The 18,207-nt window shown below is 71.4% G+C and carries 18 protein-coding genes; 10 read left to right on the top strand and 8 right to left on the bottom strand.

Features of this window, described 5'->3' with window-relative positions; all coding sequences use genetic code 11:
* Positions 1 to 37 precede the first annotated feature (37 nt).
* Genes BJY14_RS32800 through BJY14_RS32790 form a run of 3 tightly spaced genes read left to right on the top strand, consistent with a single transcriptional unit; the run spans position 38 to position 2,246 of the window.
* Entirely contained in the window at positions 38 to 790 is a 753-nt protein-coding gene (locus BJY14_RS32800; RefSeq protein ID WP_179849783.1) for a LamB/YcsF family protein, read from the top strand.
* Positions 787 to 1,401 carry a 5-oxoprolinase subunit PxpB gene (pxpB, locus tag BJY14_RS32795; protein ID WP_179847149.1) on the top strand — a complete coding sequence of 205 codons (615 nt, stop codon included), beginning with the start codon at positions 787 to 789 and terminating at the stop codon, positions 1,399 to 1,401. The genes BJY14_RS32800 and pxpB overlap by 4 nt, the downstream gene beginning before the upstream one ends.
* Positions 1,398 to 2,246 (top strand): 5-oxoprolinase subunit C family protein, encoded by an 849-nt coding sequence (locus tag BJY14_RS32790; protein ID WP_179847148.1) that lies wholly within the window; start codon positions 1,398 to 1,400, stop codon positions 2,244 to 2,246. The genes pxpB and BJY14_RS32790 overlap by 4 nt, the downstream gene beginning before the upstream one ends.
* Before the next feature lie 8 nt (positions 2,247 to 2,254).
* Here the strand turns inward: BJY14_RS32790 and BJY14_RS32785 are convergent, their stop codons facing one another.
* From BJY14_RS32785 to BJY14_RS32775, 3 genes are all read right to left on the bottom strand, one after another.
* Positions 2,255 to 2,959: a histidine phosphatase family protein gene (locus BJY14_RS32785; RefSeq protein ID WP_312879502.1), complete on the bottom strand. Its 705-nt coding sequence runs from the start codon at positions 2,957 to 2,959 to the stop codon at positions 2,255 to 2,257.
* Between the two features lie 66 nt (positions 2,960 to 3,025).
* Positions 3,026 to 4,111 (bottom strand): winged helix DNA-binding domain-containing protein, encoded by a 1,086-nt coding sequence (locus BJY14_RS32780; RefSeq protein WP_179847147.1) that lies wholly within the window; start codon positions 4,109 to 4,111, stop codon positions 3,026 to 3,028.
* A 49-nt stretch (positions 4,112 to 4,160) separates the two neighbouring features.
* Positions 4,161 to 6,722: an AAA family ATPase gene (locus BJY14_RS32775; protein WP_179847146.1), complete on the bottom strand. Its 2,562-nt coding sequence runs from the start codon at positions 6,720 to 6,722 to the stop codon at positions 4,161 to 4,163.
* A gap of 290 nt (positions 6,723 to 7,012) precedes the next feature.
* Here BJY14_RS32775 and rnhB point away from each other — a divergent pair, with 290 nt between their 5' ends.
* Complete coding sequence (gene rnhB / locus BJY14_RS32770) at positions 7,013 to 7,732, top strand: ribonuclease HII (RefSeq protein ID WP_179849781.1); 720 nt, start codon at positions 7,013 to 7,015, stop codon at positions 7,730 to 7,732.
* A gap of 83 nt (positions 7,733 to 7,815) precedes the next feature.
* Positions 7,816 to 8,448, top strand: coding sequence for an HhH-GDP family DNA glycosylase (locus BJY14_RS32765; RefSeq protein ID WP_179847145.1), 633 nt, complete (start codon positions 7,816 to 7,818; stop codon positions 8,446 to 8,448).
* A gap of 16 nt (positions 8,449 to 8,464) precedes the next feature.
* On the opposite strand, the gene BJY14_RS32760 is transcribed toward BJY14_RS32765, so the two are convergent.
* The 3 genes from BJY14_RS32760 to BJY14_RS32750 form a co-directional block, all read right to left on the bottom strand.
* Positions 8,465 to 9,127, bottom strand: a complete 663-nt coding sequence (locus tag BJY14_RS32760) for a nitroreductase family protein (RefSeq protein WP_179847144.1) — start codon at positions 9,125 to 9,127, stop codon at positions 8,465 to 8,467.
* A 95-nt stretch (positions 9,128 to 9,222) separates the two neighbouring features.
* Positions 9,223 to 10,746, bottom strand: a complete 1,524-nt coding sequence (locus BJY14_RS32755) for a TerD family protein (RefSeq protein WP_179847143.1) — start codon at positions 10,744 to 10,746, stop codon at positions 9,223 to 9,225.
* A 119-nt stretch (positions 10,747 to 10,865) separates the two neighbouring features.
* A complete protein-coding gene (locus BJY14_RS32750) occupies positions 10,866 to 11,501 on the bottom strand; it encodes a TetR/AcrR family transcriptional regulator (protein WP_179847142.1) in 636 nt (211 codons plus the stop codon).
* A 119-nt stretch (positions 11,502 to 11,620) separates the two neighbouring features.
* Between BJY14_RS32750 and BJY14_RS32745 the strand changes: the two genes are divergently transcribed.
* Complete coding sequence (locus tag BJY14_RS32745; RefSeq protein WP_179847141.1) at positions 11,621 to 13,042, top strand: MFS transporter; 1,422 nt, start codon at positions 11,621 to 11,623, stop codon at positions 13,040 to 13,042.
* A gap of 51 nt (positions 13,043 to 13,093) precedes the next feature.
* On the opposite strand, the gene lplAB is transcribed toward BJY14_RS32745, so the two are convergent.
* Complete coding sequence (lplAB, locus tag BJY14_RS32740) at positions 13,094 to 14,143, bottom strand: lipoate-protein ligase LplAB (protein WP_179847140.1); 1,050 nt, start codon at positions 14,141 to 14,143, stop codon at positions 13,094 to 13,096.
* A 103-nt stretch (positions 14,144 to 14,246) separates the two neighbouring features.
* On the opposite strand from lplAB, the gene BJY14_RS45845 reads away from it, so the two are divergent.
* The 4 genes from BJY14_RS45845 to BJY14_RS32720 all read left to right on the top strand — a co-directional run bounded on the left by BJY14_RS45845 (position 14,247) and on the right by BJY14_RS32720 (position 17,207).
* Positions 14,247 to 14,402: a hypothetical protein gene (locus BJY14_RS45845; protein ID WP_246396194.1), complete on the top strand. Its 156-nt coding sequence runs from the start codon at positions 14,247 to 14,249 to the stop codon at positions 14,400 to 14,402.
* Positions 14,403 to 14,477: 75 nt separating this feature from the next.
* The gene (locus BJY14_RS32730) at positions 14,478 to 15,038 is read left to right on the top strand and encodes a carboxymuconolactone decarboxylase family protein (protein WP_179847139.1); all 561 of its coding nucleotides are present in this window, start codon (positions 14,478 to 14,480) and stop codon (positions 15,036 to 15,038) included.
* Between the two features lie 564 nt (positions 15,039 to 15,602).
* Positions 15,603 to 15,776, top strand: coding sequence for a hypothetical protein (locus tag BJY14_RS32725; protein ID WP_179847138.1), 174 nt, complete (start codon positions 15,603 to 15,605; stop codon positions 15,774 to 15,776).
* Positions 15,777 to 16,241: 465 nt separating this feature from the next.
* Positions 16,242 to 17,207: a pirin family protein gene (locus tag BJY14_RS32720; RefSeq protein ID WP_179847137.1), complete on the top strand. Its 966-nt coding sequence runs from the start codon at positions 16,242 to 16,244 to the stop codon at positions 17,205 to 17,207.
* A gap of 6 nt (positions 17,208 to 17,213) precedes the next feature.
* On the opposite strand, the gene BJY14_RS32715 is transcribed toward BJY14_RS32720, so the two are convergent.
* The gene (locus BJY14_RS32715) at positions 17,214 to 18,161 is read right to left on the bottom strand and encodes a hypothetical protein (protein WP_179847136.1); all 948 of its coding nucleotides are present in this window, start codon (positions 18,159 to 18,161) and stop codon (positions 17,214 to 17,216) included.
* Between the last annotated feature and the right edge of the window lie 46 nt (positions 18,162 to 18,207).

Here is an 18,207-nt window from a genome sequence, read left to right as displayed (position 1 = left end):
GCACGGGAACGGTGGTGGGGGCATGACGGGTCGGGCCATGACGGTCATCGACATCAACGCCGACCTCGGCGAGGGGTTCGGGGTCTGGAAGCTGGGCGACGACTCGGCGCTGCTCGACGTCATCACGAGCGCGAACGTGGCGTGCGGGTTCCACGCGGGCGATCCGCTCATCATGCGGAGGGTGTGCTCGGCGGCCGTCGAACGCGGCGTGACGATCGGCGCGCAGGTCTCCTACTGGGACCTCGCCGGTTTCGGCCGGCGGGAGATGGACGTGGCCGCCCCGGAGCTGACCGCGGAGATCCTGTACCAGCTCGCGGCGCTGGACGGCATCGCGCGCGCGGAAGGCGGACGCGTGGCGTACGTGAAGCCGCACGGCGCCCTGTACAACAGGGTCGCGCGTGACCCCGTCCAGGCGCGTGCCGTGGCCGACGCGGTGCGGGCGTACGACCCGTCGCTCCCCCTGCTCACGCTTCCGGCCTCCGCAGTGCACGACGTCGCTGACGGGCTCACCGTCGTCGCCGAGTGCTTCGCCGACCGCGCCTACACGCCGTCCGGCGCGCTCGTGTCCCGCCGCGAGCAGGGGGCGGTCGTCCACGACCCCGATACGGTCGTGCAGCGCGCGGTGCGGATGGCGGTGGACGGCACCGTCGTCGCCGTAGACGGCACCGAGGTCGCGTTGAAGGCCCGTTCCATCTGCGTGCATGGCGATACCCCGGGCGCGGTGGTACTCGCCAGGTCCGTCCGGTCCGCGCTGTCCGAAGCGGGCGTCACCCTGGAACCGTTCGCGTGAAGGTGCGGCGGGTCGGTGACACCGCCTTGCTCGTGGAGACCGGGGATCTGGCGACCGCCCACCGGATGAACGCCGCCCTCAGGAACGTCCCGCTACCCGGTGTCGTGGACGTCGTCCCTGGGGAGCGGACCGTCCTGGTGGTGGCGGACCACTCCGCCGACCTGAACCGCCTGGCCGCGCTCCTCCCACGTCTGCCCCTGGCCGACGACACGGTGAGCGACGCCGAGCCGTTGGAGATACCGGTCGTCTACGACGGCGAGGATCTCGACGAGGTCGCCTCCCTGACCGGGCTGACGCGCGCGGAGGTCGTCCGGCGGCACTCCGCGGGCTCGTACACGGTCGCCTACCTCGGTTTCTCCCCCGGCTTCGGCTACCTGTCCGGGCTGGACCCGGCACTGCACGTGGCAAGGCGCGCATCACCGAGGAAGGCCGTCCCTGCCGGTTCGGTGGCGGTGGCGGGCCCGTACGCGGCCGTGTACCCGTCCCGGTCGCCGGGCGGCTGGCGGCTCCTCGGCCGCAGCCGCCTGCCGCTGTGGGACGTGTCGCGCGATCCGCCGTCCCTGCTCCGGCCGGGGACGCGGGTCCGGTTCGTCCCCGAGGAGCGTTCTTGATCGAGGTCGTGCGGCCCGGGCCGCTGGCGACCGTCCAGGATCTCGGCAGGCCCGGTCGCGCGCATCTCGGCGTCCCCCGGTCCGGTGCCGCAGACCAGCGGGCGTTCCGGCTGGCCAACCGCCTCGTGGGCAATCCGGAAGGCGCGGCGGGCGTGGAGGTCACCTTCGGTGGGGCGGCCCTGCGCTTCCACGTGCGCGCCTGGATCTCGGTGACCGGCGCTCCGGTGACGCTGCGCATCGACGGTCGCCCTCACGGGATGAACGCGCCCTGCTCCGTGTCGTCCGGTGCCGTCGTCGAACTGGACACGCCCGCGTCCGGGCTTCGCAGCTACGTCGCCGTGCGAGGCGGTATCGCCGTTGACGAAGTGCTGGGCAGCCGGTCGACCGACCTGCTGTCCGGCCTCGGGCCGGCGCCGCTCGCGCCTGGCGACCGTCTGCCGATCGGCTCTGCCGCGGGGCTCCGGCACATCAATGTGGACGTGGTGCCTGTGGCGGCCATGCCGGAGACCCCGATCCTGCAAATCCTGCCCGGACCGCGCGACGACTGGTTCGCCCACGACGCGCTGGCCACGCTCACGTCCACGCCCTACGAGGTGACGCCGGACAGCAATCGCGTGGGCGTGCGACTGAACGGTCCGCCCCTCGTGCGTGCGCGCGACGGCGAACTCGGCAGCGAGGGCATGGTCATCGGTTCTCTCCAGGTGCCGCCCAGCGGGCTGCCCATCATCTTCCTGGCCGACCATCCGACCACCGGCGGCTATCCGGTGGTCGCCGTGCTCGCCTCGGCCGCCGTGGCCGAGGCCGCCCAGTTGCGCCCCGGGCAGAAGCTCCGCTTCCGGGTGTAGCCCGGCGTTCAGGTCAGCGGCGCGGGAACGGACCAGCCCAGGTGGGAGACATCGTTGAAGCCACGGAGCGACGACAGGCCACCGAGCCTCACCAGCCGTGAGATCGAGCCGTTGTCCGCGCCGAGGAACGCGAACGGCCTGGAGCCCGTGGCGGCCGCGAGGGCCTGGGCGATCACCCCGCCGTGGGTGAACACGGCGATCCGGCCACCCGCATGGGCCGCCGCAAGCCGGACGAGCCCCTCCTCGACGCGCGCGGCGAAAGCCTCGTTCTTCTCCGCCCCTGGGATGACGTCCCAACGTTCCTCGGCGAACATCCGCTGCGCCACCGGGTCGTTCTCGGCGACCATCTTGCGGAAGAGGCCGCCCTCCCACTCGCCGAGGTGAACTTCGCGCAGGCCCGGCTCGACCCGTGGCTCCAGGCCGAGGCGGCGGGCCAGCGGCGCCGCAGTTTGCGACGTACGGCGCAGAGGCGTCACGTAGATGGCGTCCAAGGGCTCGTCCGCGAGCCGCTCGCCGACCCGCTCGGCCTGATCCCGTCCTTCGGGCGCGAGTTCGGGGTCGCCGTGGCCGTCCACCAGTGGGAAAGGCCGGTCGGGGCGTGCCGGTGCGGAAGCGCCGTGCCTGATGAGAAGGACTTCGGTGGCGCCGTCCGGCGCCTTGTACGGCGTCTGCCGATACTCGGTCGGCTCATCCCGCTCGTCCACGCTGGGCACCCTAGACGACCGATCCGAACTGGATATCAGTGGGGTTCGGTCGTCTCGCTCTTGGCGGGATGTGAGTCAGCCAAGCAACGGGGCCAGACGGTCCAGTTCCTCTTTGAGGGGCGCGGCGGGGATGTCCACGAACGGAGTCACGGTCACGTCGTCGTCTGCGGCTTCCCAGACACCTGCGACCCGCCCTTCATACAGGACAACTGGAGAAATCCATCCCGCTGCCCGGCTCACCTGAGCCTTGTGCTCGGCGGGCACCAGGTAGGTCGAGCCCGTCCCGGCACCAAGGATGTACTGGTCGAACCCACCGAGCAGCCGGACGGACGTGGTGGGCGCGGTATCGAGGAGTTCGTCCCTGTGCTCTTCCAGGACGTACATGGGGACACCTTCGACCTCAACGGTGGCCAACCCTTCCTCGACGGCCGCGAACCAGGCCCGGACGTCCTTCTTCCTGCTCTGCTTACGCATCAGCCAGTTGTCGAACATGTCAGGGGTAGCGGGCCCATGGGCGCCCAGATAAGCGCGGATCACGGTGCGGGCGGCGTCCTCCATGGAGGGAAGGCCCGTCCAGCCCGGGAGCCATCGCGCCGGTGACGTGAAAGTGACTTTGGTGCCCTGTGGCGGCCCGTAGCAGAGCACTCCCCACCAGGCCAGCGGCTTGAGCAGCGTGCCCCAACCGGACCCGAGCACCTCGGCCAGATGCCGCGAGCCCGTCTCGTCCACGACGGCCCGGGTGAGCTCCTCGCGGGTGAGCGCCGCTCCGTCCGACAGCGCTCCGTCGGCGGCGGCGGCGATCGCTTCGAGGTCGGCGGGTGTGGCACCGAAGGTCCTCTGCCAGGCCCCCTTCTCCCAGTTGCGGATGGACGAGCACAGCATGAGGTGGGCGGCGGCCTCGTCGGCGGGCAGGAGATGCAGGGTGCCGCGCGCGGCCCAGGTCTTGACGAGCGTCCGTTCGTCCAGCAGGGCCCGTGTCACCTCGCCGGAGACGGGCGCCCGCCGGCGTACCGCGATGGCGAACTCGGCGGCGGACGCCACCTGCGCCTGCACGCCCGCCAGTCTCCGCGCGATTTCCAGGGCGGACACGTCCCCCGCCTGCTCGACGAACTGCCGCCGCATCCGCCAGGCGAGGACCTGCTTCCACGTCACCGAGGCCATGGCCCGATTACATCGCAGCTCACCGACACTCCGGACCGCGGTCGCCCCGTCAGGCGAGACGGTGGGACAGTTCGGCGAAGGCGTCCCGGACGTCGTCGGTGGTGAGGAGCGTCAGGTCGGCGGCGGTCGCCGCGGACCCGAGCCGGGCCGCTCGAAGCGCCCGGCACGCGCTCGCCTTCTCGTACATGGAGCGGGCGAAGCGACCGTTGCCCAACTCGTCGATCCGGCCCGTTCCGCATGCGCGCTGGAACACGAGGGCCAGGTCGTCCAGGGCGCGCTCCTCCCACTGGTCGCCGCCTTGCTCGGCCATGAGCTGGGCGATGCGGAGCAGTTCGTCCGGGCCGTAGGACGGGAAGTCCACGCGCACGTCGAACCGGGAGGCGAGCCCAGGGTTGGAGGCCAGGAACCGGGTCATGTCGGCGTCGTATCCGGCGAGAATGACGACGAGGCGGTCGCGGTCGTCCTCGGCCCGCTTGAGCAGCGTCTGCACCGCCTCCGCCCCGAACGCGTCACCGCCCGAGTAGCCGGAGTTGCTCAGCGCGTACGCCTCGTCGACGAACAGGACGCCCCCGAGCGCGGAGTCCACGATCTTGTTCGTCTTCAACGCCGTCGCGCCCAGGTGCTCGCCGACGAGGTCGGCGCGCTGGGCCTCGACCACCTCCGGGCGCGCGAGCAGCCCGAACGCGGCGAAGATGCTGCCGAGGACCCGCGCGACGGTGGTCTTGCCGGTGCCCGGCGGTCCCGTGAACACGAAATGGCGGGTCGGAGTGCGGGTGACCAGGCCCTGCTCCTGCCGCATCCGGGCCACCTGCAACTGGGCGGCGATCTCGCGGACCTGCCGCTTCACCGGCTCCAGCCCGATCATCGCGTCGAGGGAGCCGAGCGCCTCGTCCAGGGTCGGGGTCTCGGCGTAGCCGCGGAACCGCTCGGTGACCTCGGCGAAGGCGGTCTCCACGTCCTCGGCGCGCACGGTGACCAGGTCTTCGGCGGTGGGCCTGGCCGGTGCGCCCGACGACGAGACGGCTTCGACCACGCGCACGTCCCGCGCGCGAGCCGCAGCCTCGGCCAGCGACCTGACGAACCGGCCGTTGCCGAGGTCGTCGACGATGCCGCGCCGCTCGACCTCTTCGAAGCGCGCGGCGAGCCGTTGGCGGGCCTCCACGTCGAGCCGGTCATCGCGCAGGGCGGTGTGGTAGTCGGCGATCTGCAACAGCTCAGAGGGGCGGTAGGACGGGAAGAGCACGCGCGTGCCGAACCGGGAGGCGAGCCCAGGGTTGGAGTCGAGGAACTCCGCCATCTGGGTCTCGTACCCGGCCAGGATGATGACGAGGTTGTCACGGTCGTCCTCGGCCCGCTTGAGCAACGTCTGGACGGCCTCGTCGCCGAACCGGTCGGGTTGCCCCTCCGCCGAGTTGACCAGGCTGTACGCCTCGTCGATGAAAAGGACACCGCCCAAGGCCGAGTCGACGAGCCGGTTGGTCTTGATGGCCGTCGCCCCCAGGAACTCACCGACGAGATCCGCGCGGTGGGCCTCGACCAGGGCCGGTTCGGGCAGCAGCCCGAACGCGTAGAAAATCTTGGCCAGCACGCGGGCGACGGTGGTCTTGCCCGTGCCGGACGGCCCGACGAACACGAAATGCCGCATGGGCTTCTCGGTGGGCACCCCGGCGGCGGCGCGCATGTGCGCGGCCTCGATGGACGCGGCGATGGAGCGGACCTGCCGCTTGACCGGCTCCAGCCCGATCATGTGCTCCAGCTCCGCGAGCGCGTCCGCCACGGAGATGTCCGGTGACTCGGTGCGGCGCTCGGGCGGCGCCTGGCGCTCCGGGGCGGCTCCGGGATCGGCGGCCTGCGCCGCGGCGCGCTGGTCGTGGGCCGCCTGCGCGGCAGTGCCGACGGCTCCGTCCTCTCCAGAACCGCGCCGGTCTGGCCGGCTCGGCTTGTCCGTCCGTTCACGCTTTTCCGGGCCAGACGAGTTCTTACGCGTCCCTGCCATGGCGTCCCCCTTCGGGCTCGCCTGTTCCTGCACCCAACCCGTTTCATAAGCCTCCGCAGGAACGGCTCGCCTTGCCCGATCCCAGCGGTAGGCGAGAACGGCCAGTGCCGCCAGCCAGCCCGGCATAACACTGGCCTCCGGCAGCGGATGGGAGCACGCCGCCGTCGCTACGCCCGCGGCAGCCAATCCCAGGAGCGTCGTACGCCACGGCGCATAACCCCGCAGGCGGAAGGCAACGAATGCGACGGGCAGGGCGAGCAGTGCGAGAAGCAGTGACGGGTTCAGATAGGGCGGGTTTCCTTCGTCCGGGTAGAGCCCGCCCAGAGGCACCGATAGGCCCAGCCAGGCCAGGATGACCGCGACGACGGCCATGCCTGTGGGCGAGCGCAACGTCAGGTGGACGACCACCAGCAGAATCACCGTGAACGGGGCCGCGCCGAGGATCGGCCCGTCCAGAAGAACCGTCGCCACCAGCACGAGCGCGACGAGCAGGACCGCCCCCAAGAACCTCAGCCCGGGGGTGACCTGGAAGTAGCGCCATCTCAGGCGCTCGAAAAGATCCCGCGCCGCGGCGTTCTTCGCCGGGCGGGAGCGAGACCTGCCGAACAAAGCCATCAAGAGCGAGTAAAGCGCAGGACCGCCCGGAACGGGACTACCCGCGCCCTGTTCGTTGACTTACATCGAGCCTGCCTGGTGCGAAGCAGAGCCCAGGCCCCACCGAAGACCTGGACATTTGTCCTGTCCAGAAGTGGATGTTCGGCTCAGCTGGGAACCGCCGCCTCCGAGCGCGCGGCACGACGCGCCCCTACGATCGGTCGCGCAGGCCGTTCGCGCTCTAAGGAGACCCCTTGACCGACTCCACCGGTGCCTTCCCCGGGCTGGTGCCCTCTCCCGCCGCCCCGAAGGTGGCGCGTGCCGCGGGCTACGAGATCGAGGAGGAGCTGCGGGCCGCGCCGTCCGGGAGCGGCCACCCGGTCGTGATCGCGGGAGTGGACGAGGTCGGGCGCGGCGCATGGGCCGGCCCCGTCGTGGTGTGTGCGGCCGTGACGGACCTGAGCCCGCCGCCGGTCCTGCCCGGTCGCGGCAAGAAGACGATCGCGCTGACCGACTCCAAGCTCCTCACGCATGCGCATCGAGACGCGTTCGCAGAAATCCTTCCCGGCTGGCTGGCCGGGCACGCCATCGGCGCGTCCAGCCCCGAAGAGATCGACGAGCTGGGCATGACCGCGGCGCTCAGGCGCGCCGCCGTCCGCGCGTTGGAGGCGCTGCCCGTCCAGCCAGATGTGGTCATCCTCGACGGCAAGCACGATTTCCTCAGCCGTCCCTGGCGCGTGCGGTGCGAGGTCAAGGCGGACCAGAGGTCCGTCACCGTCGCTGCCGCGTCCGTCTTGGCGAAGGTGCATCGGGACCGCCTCATGGCAGATCTGGGCGACGATTTCCCCGGCTACGGGTTCGCCGACAGTGCCGGATACCCCTCGCCCGTCCATCAGAAGGCATTGGAGGAGCAGGGGCCCACCCCGCACCACAGGCTGTCGTGGTCGTACCTTGACGACCTTCCACGCTGGCGGCACATGAAGAAGCACCGCGACCCGCTCGCCGGTGAAGGACAGCTCAGCCTGCTGTGAACCCCCTGTGAGCCTGCCCCGCGCGCGTGCATGAGTCATCCCCGATGGCTCGGGTAGAGCGGCAGACACGGGAGGTGAATGCCATGGATGCCGTCGTCAAGAAGCTGCTGCGGGAGTCCGGCGGGACGTTCGCCGAGGAGGCCGGCATAACCCTCAAAGACCAGCCCGGCGCACTGTTCAAACTGCTCGTCCTGGCCAACCTGCTGAGCGCCCGCATCTCCTCGGACATCGCCCTCGCCGCCGCCCGCGAACTGTTCGAGGCAGGGGGCGGCACGGCGCGCGGCATGGCCAGGCTCACCTGGCAGGAACGCGTCGACGCGCTCGGCCGGGGCCACTACGTCCGCTACGACGAGAGCACCGCGTCCCGCCTGGGCGATGTGGCGGAACTCGTCGAGGACAGGTACAAGGGCGACCTGAGGCGGCTCGCCATCGAAGCCGGACGCGACCCCCAGAAGGCGGCGAAGCTGCTGCGGGAGTTCCCCGGCATCGGCCCCACCGGAGTGGACATCTTCTGCCGCGAGGCGCAGGTCATCTGGCCATGGCTCCGCCCCTACGTCGACGACCAGGTGAAGAAGGGAGCCGAGCGGCTCGGCCTGCCCAGCGACGCCGAGAACCTCGCTTCGCAGGTCCCGGAGAAGGACCTGGCACGGCTCACCGCGGCGCTCGTCAGAGTCGCCCGGGACAAGAAGTTCGCCGACCATCTGAAAGCCGCGTGAGCGCGGCGCGCACACGTCACGTCCAGACGACGACCTCGTCCACCTTCTTGCGGGTGATGTCGGGCACCATCGCGTCGTCCGCTGGGTAGCCGACGGGAATCACGACGTAGGCGCGTTCCTCCTGCGGACGCTCGCACACCTCGTTCAAGAAGCGCATCGGGCTCGGGGTGTGCGTAAGGGTCGCCAAGCCCGCCTGGTGGAGAGCTGCCAACAGAAACCCCACCGCGATACCCACCGACTCCTTCACGTAGTACGGACGCGGAGTCTCAGGGCCCTTGTGCACCTCGAAGACGATGATGACCGCCGGGGCGTCCTCAAGAAAGGGTTTGCGCCAGTCAGTGCCCAGCGGAGCCAGCGCATCCAGCCACTCCTGCGAGGCGCGCCGTTCGTAGAACTCCCGCTCCTCCCGCTCGGCCGCGTCCCTGAGCAGTCTCTTGCGCTCCGGGTCGGTCACCACCACGAAACGCCACGGCTGAAGGTTCGCGCCGCTGGGCGCCGTCGCCGCGGCCCGGATCGCGTGCTCGATGACCTCGCGCGGCACCGGACGATCCGAGAAGTCCCGAACGGTGCGGCGCAGCGTCATCGTGTCGGCGAACGACTGGACGCGCTCCACCGACTGCTCTGGCGGGACGTCGAAACGGGGCGCCGGCACGACGGGGTACTGCGGCTGGGTGCTCATGTGACCGTTCCTACCGTCGGCCACGGGCCCGGGACAATCGGCAGGATCAGCCAACGTTCCGGGCCCGTTCAGGCACTCCGAGCGTCGCCCGGTGCTCAGTCCTTACCGCGCGAGGCGACCCACTCCAGATTCCAGCCGTACGCCTGGTCGACCGTCATCTTGCCCCAGCGAGGACGGCCGGGCGGCGGCATGACGTACCGGCCCTCACGGCGGACGACCAGTTCCCCGTTCACGTTCTCGATGAGCGCCAGGACCGCGTCACGGGAGGCGTCCATGCAGTCGTTCATGTGCATCTCGATCGGCGGCGCGCCCACCGGGTACAGCGTGGCGACCGCGTTCATGCCCCGGAAGTCGTCCGCGCCGTCATAGATCTCGGCGAACACCAGGATCCGCTTGAAGTCCGCCGTGTGGTCGAGGTTGATGTGGAGGTTCTCCCCCGACTCGATCGCGCCCGTGCGGTCGTCCTTGTCGAGCTTGATGAAGGGCGGACGGTCCAACGCGCCCATGTCGCCGAGAGCGTGGATGATGCCCTTCCGGCCGTCCTTGAGCTCCCACAGGCAGCACAGGTCTAGGTCGAGGTCGACGCCGCGGCGGCGCTTGCCGAGGAGCCCCTTGGCGGCGCCCTCGCGCGCCGTCCAGTTGAGGTTGACGCGCATGTGGCCGCCGGTCGCTCCGTGCTTGGTGAGCGACACCGACGGCGCGTTCTTCGTCAGGGAGATCTTGCCGCCCTGCTGCTGCGGCGGGGTGGCCCCGGCCGGAGGCGGGGGCGCGTACTGCCCGCCAGGAGGCGGCGGGTACTGGCCGGCCGGAGGGGCGTACTGGTCCGCCGGAGGCTGGTACTGGCCAGGAGGCGGCGGAGGCGTGTACTGCCCGGGCGGGGGCGGATACTGCCCGGGAGGAGGCGCGTACTGCCCGCCGGGAGGCGGCGGCGGGGGCGCGTACTGCCCTCCAGGGGGCGGCGGCGGAGGCGTGTACTGGCCGCCGGGAGGCGCGTACTGCTCCTGCGGCGCGGGAGGCGGGGGCGGGGTCTGCGGCTGCGGAGGCGCGGGCGGCGTGGCCTGAGGCTGCGGGGGCGCGGGCGGCGCCGCCTGGCCCGGGTCGTCGACGCTGATACCGAAGTCGGTGGCCAGCCCGGCGAGCCCGGAGTCGTAGCCCTGGCCGATCGCGCGGAACTTCCACGCGCCCTGCCTGCGGTAGAGCTCGCCGAGCACGTACGCCGTCTCGGTGGTGGCGCCCTGGCTCTCGAACCGGGCGACCTCCGTCCCGGCCGCGGCGTCCACCACGCGCACGTAGAGCCCCCGGAACTGGGAGAACTTCCCACCGTCCGAGGACGCCGCGATGACGATCTTGTCGATGGCGGGCTCGACCCGGTTCAGGTCGACCGCCAGGACGTCGAGGACGGTCGGCCCCTGCTGCTTGCCCTCGTGCCTGACCGCGCCCGAACCGTGCACCGGCTGGTTGTAGAAGACGAAGTCGTCGTCCGACCGGACCCGGCCGGTCTCCGCCACCAGGAGCGCCGAGGCGTCCGCGTCGGGTACCCCGGGGCCGCCCTGCCAGCCGAGCTCGACCCGCACCGAAGGAACCGGAACCGCCGTGTTGGCGCCCTTCTGCATCGACATGAACGCTCCTCGTCATCGACCGACTGTCACCAACCTACGGGCAGCCGCCCGGCCCCGCGACATGCCATGAGGGGAGGACGCACGGGGAACGCAGGGAGTTCCGTTTCGCTCGCGCGTCCTCACCCGGACGAGTCTGTGGGCGGCGCACCTGGCAGCGGCGCGGGCTCGGGCGTGCGCAGGCCGTCCAGGACGATGCGCAGATTGCGGTCCCACTGCTGGTCACTCGCCTGAAGGCCCACCGTGTGGTCGCCTGTGGAGACCGACACCAACAGGAACGCGACGTCCTGCCACGTGATGTCCACGCGCATGGCACCGGCGCCCTGGGCCCGCTCCACGAGAAGGCGGATGCGCTCGCGCAGTTCCGCGCGCGCGTGGTCGATGCCACCGCCCAGCGCGTAGTTGATGTCGCACAGTTCGTTGCGAAGCCGGGTGTAGGACGCCGCGAAGTCGCAGAAGCCCTCCCAGGGGTCGGGAGCGGCGAGCCCCTCGTCGCCCTTGGCCACGATCTCGCCGAGCACCTCGGCGAGGACGGCTTCGAGCAGCGTCTCCAGCGTGCTGACGCGGCGGTAGAACGTGCCGACGCCCACCCCGGCGCGGCGCGCGATCTCATGGGCCGTGACCTCGCCGCCGATCTCGACGGCGGCCTCGCGCGCCGCCACGACGAGACGCTCCACGTTGCGCCGGGCGTCGGCCCGCGGGCGGCGGCCCGTGCCGTCGTCCAGCAGCCGGTCCACGGCGCTCCTGGTACCGCTCATGAACCGGATTCTAGCCACAACCGGACGACTTCGGTCCGATTTAAGTGGACAACCCGCGTCCGGTTGCGCTAGCGTCCTCGAAGCGGACGCGGCCCGTCCGCTTGACGAAGGGACCGAACATGCCATCCGGACACGGCGGCTCCCCCGCCATGAAGATCACCGCGCTCGCCGCGGGCTTCGTGATGGCGAGCGTGGACGCCACGGTCATGCAGATCGCCGGGGCGACCGTCCAGGAGCGCCTGCACGCCCCGCTGAGCCGCCTCACCTGGGCCGTCGACGGCTACGTGCTGACGTTCGCGGCCCTGCTGATGCTGGCGGGCGGTCTCGCCGGGCGGCTCGGGGCCCGGCGGGTCTACCTGGCGGGCATGGCGGTGTTCCTCGCCGCCTCGCTGGCGGCCGCGCTCGCCCCCGCGATCGAGGTCCTCATCGCGGCCCGGCTCGTCCAGGGCGCGGGAGCCGCGCTGTTCATGCCGAGCTCGCTGGCGCTGCTGGTCGACGCGTTCCCAGACCCGCGGCGCCGCACGCGCGTGCTCGGCCTGTGGTCGGCGATCGTGTCGTCCTCCATCGCGCTCGGCCCGACGGTCGGCGGCGTCCTGGTGAGCACGCTCGGCTGGCGCGCCATCTTCCTGATCAACGTGCCGCTAGCGATCGCGGGCATGGCCCTGGCCCGCCGCCACATCGCCCCCGTCCCGGGCCGTCCCGCCCCGCTCGCCCTCCCCGGCCACGCCGCACTGGCCGCCGGGCTCGGCGCCCTGAGCTTCGCGCTGATCGAGGGTCCGCACCGCGGCTGGACCTCCCTCCCGGTCCTCGCCGCGATCGCCGTGGTGCTGGGCGTCGCCGCCCTCCTTCCCCTGCGAGAGCACCGCGCCCGCACCACCGTGATGCCGTGGGCGCTGTTCCGCAAACCGCGCTTCACCGGCGCCAACGCCGTGGGCTTCCTGTTCAACGCCGCCTTCTTCGGCACGCTTTTCCTGGTCGGCCTGTACTTCCAGCACGGCACGGGCGCCGGCCCGCTCCGGGCGGGTCTGATGGTCCTCCCGATGACCGTCTTCCTACCCTTGAGCAACCTGGCCTTCGCGCACCTGTCCGGGCGCGTCAACTCCGGGCTCCTGCTGACCGTCTCCCTCCTCGCCGCGGCCGCGGCCTCGTTCGCACTGACCACGATCACCCCGTCCAGCCCCTACTGGACGACCGCCGCGGCCCTGGCGGCGACCGGCATCGCGGGCGGCATCGTCTCTCCTGCCATGACGGCGGCCATGGTCGAGGCCTCAGGCCCCGGAAACGGCAACGTCGCCGGCTCCGTCCTTAACACGGGCCGCCAGATAGGCACGCTCATCGGCATCGCGCTCATCGGCGCCGTCCTGGGCGCGTCCACCGACTGGACGACCGCCGCGACCATCGCGTTCTCACTGGTCGGAGCCGCCTACCTCACCGCGGCCCTGGCAGCCTGGCGCCTCATAGCCCGTCCAGAACGGACCGGCAGACCCGCACCACACCCCATTCCAGAACCCGCGCCTTGCTCTCACACCCGGACCGCCTGACCACCAGCACGCGTGGGCCATGACGAGCGAGAGAGAGGAGGCGGCGTGGGGTCAGGGAACCCGGGCGGTCCAGGCGGGCGTGGCGAACTTGTCGGTCACGTACTTGTCGGCGAGGCGTCGTTCGTCCGCGGTCACGCGGTCGTCGGAGAGGCCGTAGCGGCCGCGGAAATGGGCGATCATGCGGTCGATGATCTCTTCGCGGGGCAGGCCGGTCTGGCGGCGGAGCGGGTCCACGCGCTTGACCGCGCTGGCGATGCCCTTGTCGGAGATCTTCTCCCGGCCGATGCGGAGCACCTGCAGCATCTTGTCCGCGTCGATGTCGTAGGCCATGGTCACGTGGTGCAGCACGGCACCTGCGGCCAGCCGCTTCTGCGCGGCCCCGGCGATCTTGCCGTGGTCGGAGGTGATGTCGTTCAGCGGCTGGTACCAGGCCCTGATGCCGAGTTCGCCCAGCGCGCCCAGCACCCAGTCGTCGAGGAAGGCGTAGCTCTCGGCGAAGGACATCCCCGCCACCAGGCTCTCCGGCGCGTAGAGCGAGTAGGTGATGGTGTTGCCCGGCTCGATGAACATCGCGCCGCCGCCGCTGATCCGGCGGACCACGTCCACCCCGTGGCGCTCGGCCCGCGCGGCGTCGACCTCGTTGCGCAGCGACTGGAAGCTGCCGATGACCACCGCCGGCGACGCCCACTCCCACACGCGCAGCGTCGGCGGCCGCCGTCCCGCGCCGACCTCCTCGGCGAGCACCTGGTCGAGGGCCATGTGCAGCGCGGGGTCCTGCGGCGGCTCATGGATGAGCCGCCAGTCGTGCTCGCGCCAGTCGGACGCGCGCGCGACGGCCCGCCGCACCGCGATCCCCACGGCCTCGGCGGTGATGCCGAGCATCACCGTGTCCCGCGGCAGGCCCGCCTGGACGCGGGCCCCGATCGCCCGGGCGTCCAGCCCGGCCGGCAGCCCGTCCAGGGCCGCGTTGATCGTTTCGAGGGCGCCGTCCGGCTCCAGGAAGAAGTCGCCGCTGATCCTCGGGCCGCGCAGCAGCCCGTCCACGACGTCGACATCGGCGACGACCAGCTTGCCGCCGGGGACCTTGTACTCACCGTGCATCACGTAGATCTGAACCCCGCGGCCACCCGGCGGATTCCACCGCGTGCTGGACAGTGGTCCGACGGCCGCCGGCCGCTGCGGCTACCGAGCCACAGGAGGGGGCATGCCGAAACCGGGAAGACCGGTACGCCGCTCGTCCGAGGGCCACCCGCTCATGGCGGCTCTGGACCTCTTCGGCCGCCGCTGGACGCTGCGCATCGTCTGGGAGTCGCAGGACGCGCCCCTCGGCTTCCGCACCCTCCAGCAGGGCCACGGCTGATCCGGCACCTCCCTTGCGTTTCTGTTTTCGAAGCACCAGACTGCTTCTAAAATCGAAGCACTCCCGGAGGTCGCCGTGCCGCGCATCCCGCCGCTGGATCCCCCCTACACCCCCGAGATCGCCGCCGCGCTGGCCAGATGGATGCCGCCGGACGTCGCGCACGACCCGCTGGTGCTGTTCCGCACCCTGCACCGGAACCCCGAGCTGGCGTCCCGCATGCGCGTGCTCGGCGCCGGCCTTCTCGCCCACGGCCGCCTGCCCGCCCGGGACCGCGAGATCATCATCGACCGGACCTGCGCCCGCACCGGCTGCGAGTACGAGTGGGGCGTCCACGCCGCGACGTTCGGCGAGGCCGCGGGGCTCAGCCGGGAGCAACTCCACGCGACCGTGTCCGACGACACCGCCCCCTGGTCGCCGAAGGAGCGCCTCCTGCTGAGCGCGGCCGACGAACTCCACGACTCGGCCCGCATCTCCCACCGAACCTGGACCGCCCTCGCCGAGCACTACGACGAGGAACAACTACTCGAACTCCTGGTGCTCGCCGGCTGGTACCGCACCATCAGCCAACTGATCAACACCCTGGACCTCGACAACGAACCCTGGGCCCCCACCTTCCCCACCCCCACCACCCCCTGACCCCCGCCCGCCGGCCCCAGCCTCCAAATACGCGCCCGACCACACCCCCACAGGGCCACAGCCCAAACCACCCGAGCCCCCGAAACCACTCTCGCAACTCCACCCAAACGCGCCTCCACGTCCTTCCACCGGGCCCTGCGGGCGGGGACCGTCAACCACCACACCATCGACACGAGACCCGACAGACAGACAGGCCAGCCCGACGCCGCACTCGAACTCGCTGAGCCCCCAACTCACACCCGGGTGCGCCCACACAATCGGCAATCGGCAGGGCCTGCACGCATCCTGAGTACGCCACGAGGCCGTTCGAACCAGTCCGGGGCCCGGCCACGTCGCCGTCGCGTTCCGCGTCCAGTTCTTCGGCAGCAGGATGCGGGTCTTGACCGCCCGGCCCAGGGCGGGGGACTCGATGGCGACGTCGACCTCGCGGGAGCGGGTGTCCTCGTAGGTCACGCTGCCGACGGCGTTGACGCCGAGCCCCTTGGAGCACGCGAGCACCCGGTCGCCGGGCCGTGCGACGCGTCTGTGAAGGCCGATGAGACAGCGCACGGAAGGACCACCGCCATGAGCGCCCAGACCCACACCACCACGCCCGTCGGTTTGTACGGCCTCGAAATCTTCGGCGCGTTGTTCTGCGGGCGCTCGCTGCGGCTGCACGTCTGCGTCAAGCGGCGGCGGGTCTCTTGCCGACCTTGTGGTCGCGGAGGCGTTCGCGACCGTTTCCGGTTGCGTGGCTGATTCGACGGGCGCGTCGAGTTCGGCGCCTGGTTGTAGGGCGTCGTCAGGAGGCCCGCAAGTACCGGGCCTGCGCCCTACCGGCTGGTCGGGCGTCGGCGCAATCTTGGTGGATCTTGCTCTACGTCAGCGGTGGGGCGGGGTTGGGGTTCCGCGGGGGTGGTGGGGCTGGGGTTCGCGGTCAGGGCGGGGCCGCGCGTCGCCGTGGAGGCGACGAGCTCGTTCGGGTGTGGGGGTTGTTGGGGGTGGGGGTTGTTGGGAGTGGAGGAGATCTCGCTCTACGTCAGCGGTGGGGCGGGGTTGGGGTTCTGCGGGGGGGCGGGGCTGGGGTTCGCGGTCAGGGTGGGGGCGCGTGTCGGTGTGGAGGTGACGAGCTCGTTCGGGTGTGGGGGTTGTTGGGAGGGGCTCTGGTGGTGGGGTGGTTCGGGGGCGTTGTTGAATGGGGGTGTTGCAGGGAGGGCGGTCTGGGTGAGCAATCTCGACGTCAAGCCGAAGCCGGTCGAGTGCGGGGGGCGGGAGGACGTTCCGGGAGGGCCGGTGCATGAGCTGCTGCCGCCCCGGCGGGTGCCGCTCGGTGAGAGCACGGTCGTCCGGCGGCTGCTGCCCAGCCTGGGGCGCCGGATGGTCGGGGCCTGGTGCTTCGTCGACCACTACGGGCCGGACGACATCGCCGACGAGCCCGGCATGCAGGTGCCGCCGCATCCGCACATCGGCCTGCAGACGGTGAGCTGGCTGCACGGCGGCGAGGTGCTCCACCGCGACAGCCTGGGCAGCCTGCAGACCGTCCGGCCGAAGGAACTCGGGCTGATGACGTCCGGACGGGCCATCTCCCACTCGGAGGAATCGCCGCGTGGGCACGGGCCCGTCCTGCATGGGGCCCAGCTCTGGGTAGCGCTGCCCGATTCGGACAGGGGCGGCGACCCGGCGTTCGAGCATCACGCCGACCTGCCCGTCGTCGAAGGGCCGGGATTCAGCGCCACCGTGATCGTCGGGGAACTCGACGGGGCCGCCTCGCCCGGCACGGTCTTCACGCCCATCGTCGGGGCGGACGTCGCCTTGGCGGACGGCGCCGACGTGCGCCTGCCACTGGAGCCGGACTTCGAGTACGCGGCGCTCACGATGTCCGGCGTCACGGAGGTCGACGGCATGCGCCTGGACCCCGGGTCGATGCTCTACCTGGGATCCGGCCGCCGCGAACTTTCCCTGAGGGGCGACGGCGCGAGCGAGTTCGTGCTTCTGGGCGGCGAACCGTTCGAGGAGAAGCTCGTCATGTGGTGGAACTTCGTCGCCCGGACCGGAGAAGAGATAGCCCGCGCCCGGGAGGACTGGATGGGAGGCGACCGCTTCGGCACCGTGAGCGGCTACGACGGCGCCCCGATCCCCGCGCCCGCCATGCCCGCGACACCCCTGAAGCCAAGGGGCCGGACTCGCTGACCGGCCTCACGTCGCGTTCACCCGGGGCGGTGCTTCGGAGGGGCGGACGGAGGTCAGAAGGGCGCTCAGCATCAGGACGCCGCTTGCGGCGGCTAGGCCGTTGAGGGCCACTGCCGCGACCGGATGCTCGGCGGGCGTGTAGCCGCCTGGGCGCAGGAGGGCGACCGCGAGCCTCCAGCCGCCCCAGGCGAAAAGTGAGCCGGATGCGGTGAACCCGAGAGCCGTCGGCAGCCAGGCGGGCACGTTCGGACGCGCGAAGCTCACGGCCAGGACGCTCCAGGCGCCGAGGAGCGCCCAGAGCGCCGAGTCGCCCAGGAGAAGCCGGGCGTTCAGGTCGATCATGTCGCGGTGGGCGAGGCCGAGTTCCGCGCCTGCAGACCAGAGCGTCCAGAACGCGGCCGGCACGGCGGCGAGGACGGCGGCCGTGCGGGCGCGCCGGACGGTGGTTCTCCCGCGGTCGGGGAGGCGTCCCACGAAGGCGGACGGCCATCGTTCCCGCATGTAGATGGGCAGCGCGATGGCGAGGCCGATGGCCATGCCGGTGAATCCGATGCCGATGAGGGTCAGCTCCCAGGACGGTGCCGCGTCGCCGCCGGTGTCCTCCTCACCGCCGCCCAGGACGGCGCTGACCAGGCTGTACGGCATGAGGGGTATCAGGAAGCCGCTGCCAACCCACGTGAAGAAGACCAGGGGCGCGGCTGGAATCCGCCACCGCATGCCCCGTGCCAGGACGAGACCCAGCACGATCCCGGTCGCGGACATGCCGACCGTCACCACGTTGAGCACGATCCAGTCCGCGCCGCCGAAATCCGCCGGCACGTGGCCGAGCACCGCGGCCGCTATCCACACGACCTTGACCGCCAGATACAGCGACAGCGACGCGGCGGCGCCGTAGCCGCCGAACCGTCGCGCCGCCGCCCATCTCGTCCCGATCACTCCGGGCATTCCCGTCATGATCGAAGCCTGCCGTCCGCCAGGGCGGGCGCCCCTCCCCCGCGCG

The organism is Actinomadura luteofluorescens, assembly GCF_013409365.1.
In the GTDB taxonomy this organism is placed as follows: domain Bacteria; phylum Actinomycetota; class Actinomycetes; order Streptosporangiales; family Streptosporangiaceae; genus Spirillospora; species Spirillospora luteofluorescens.
Note: the sequence above shows the minus strand (reverse complement) of the source record. Positions and strands in the feature narration are given on the sequence as shown.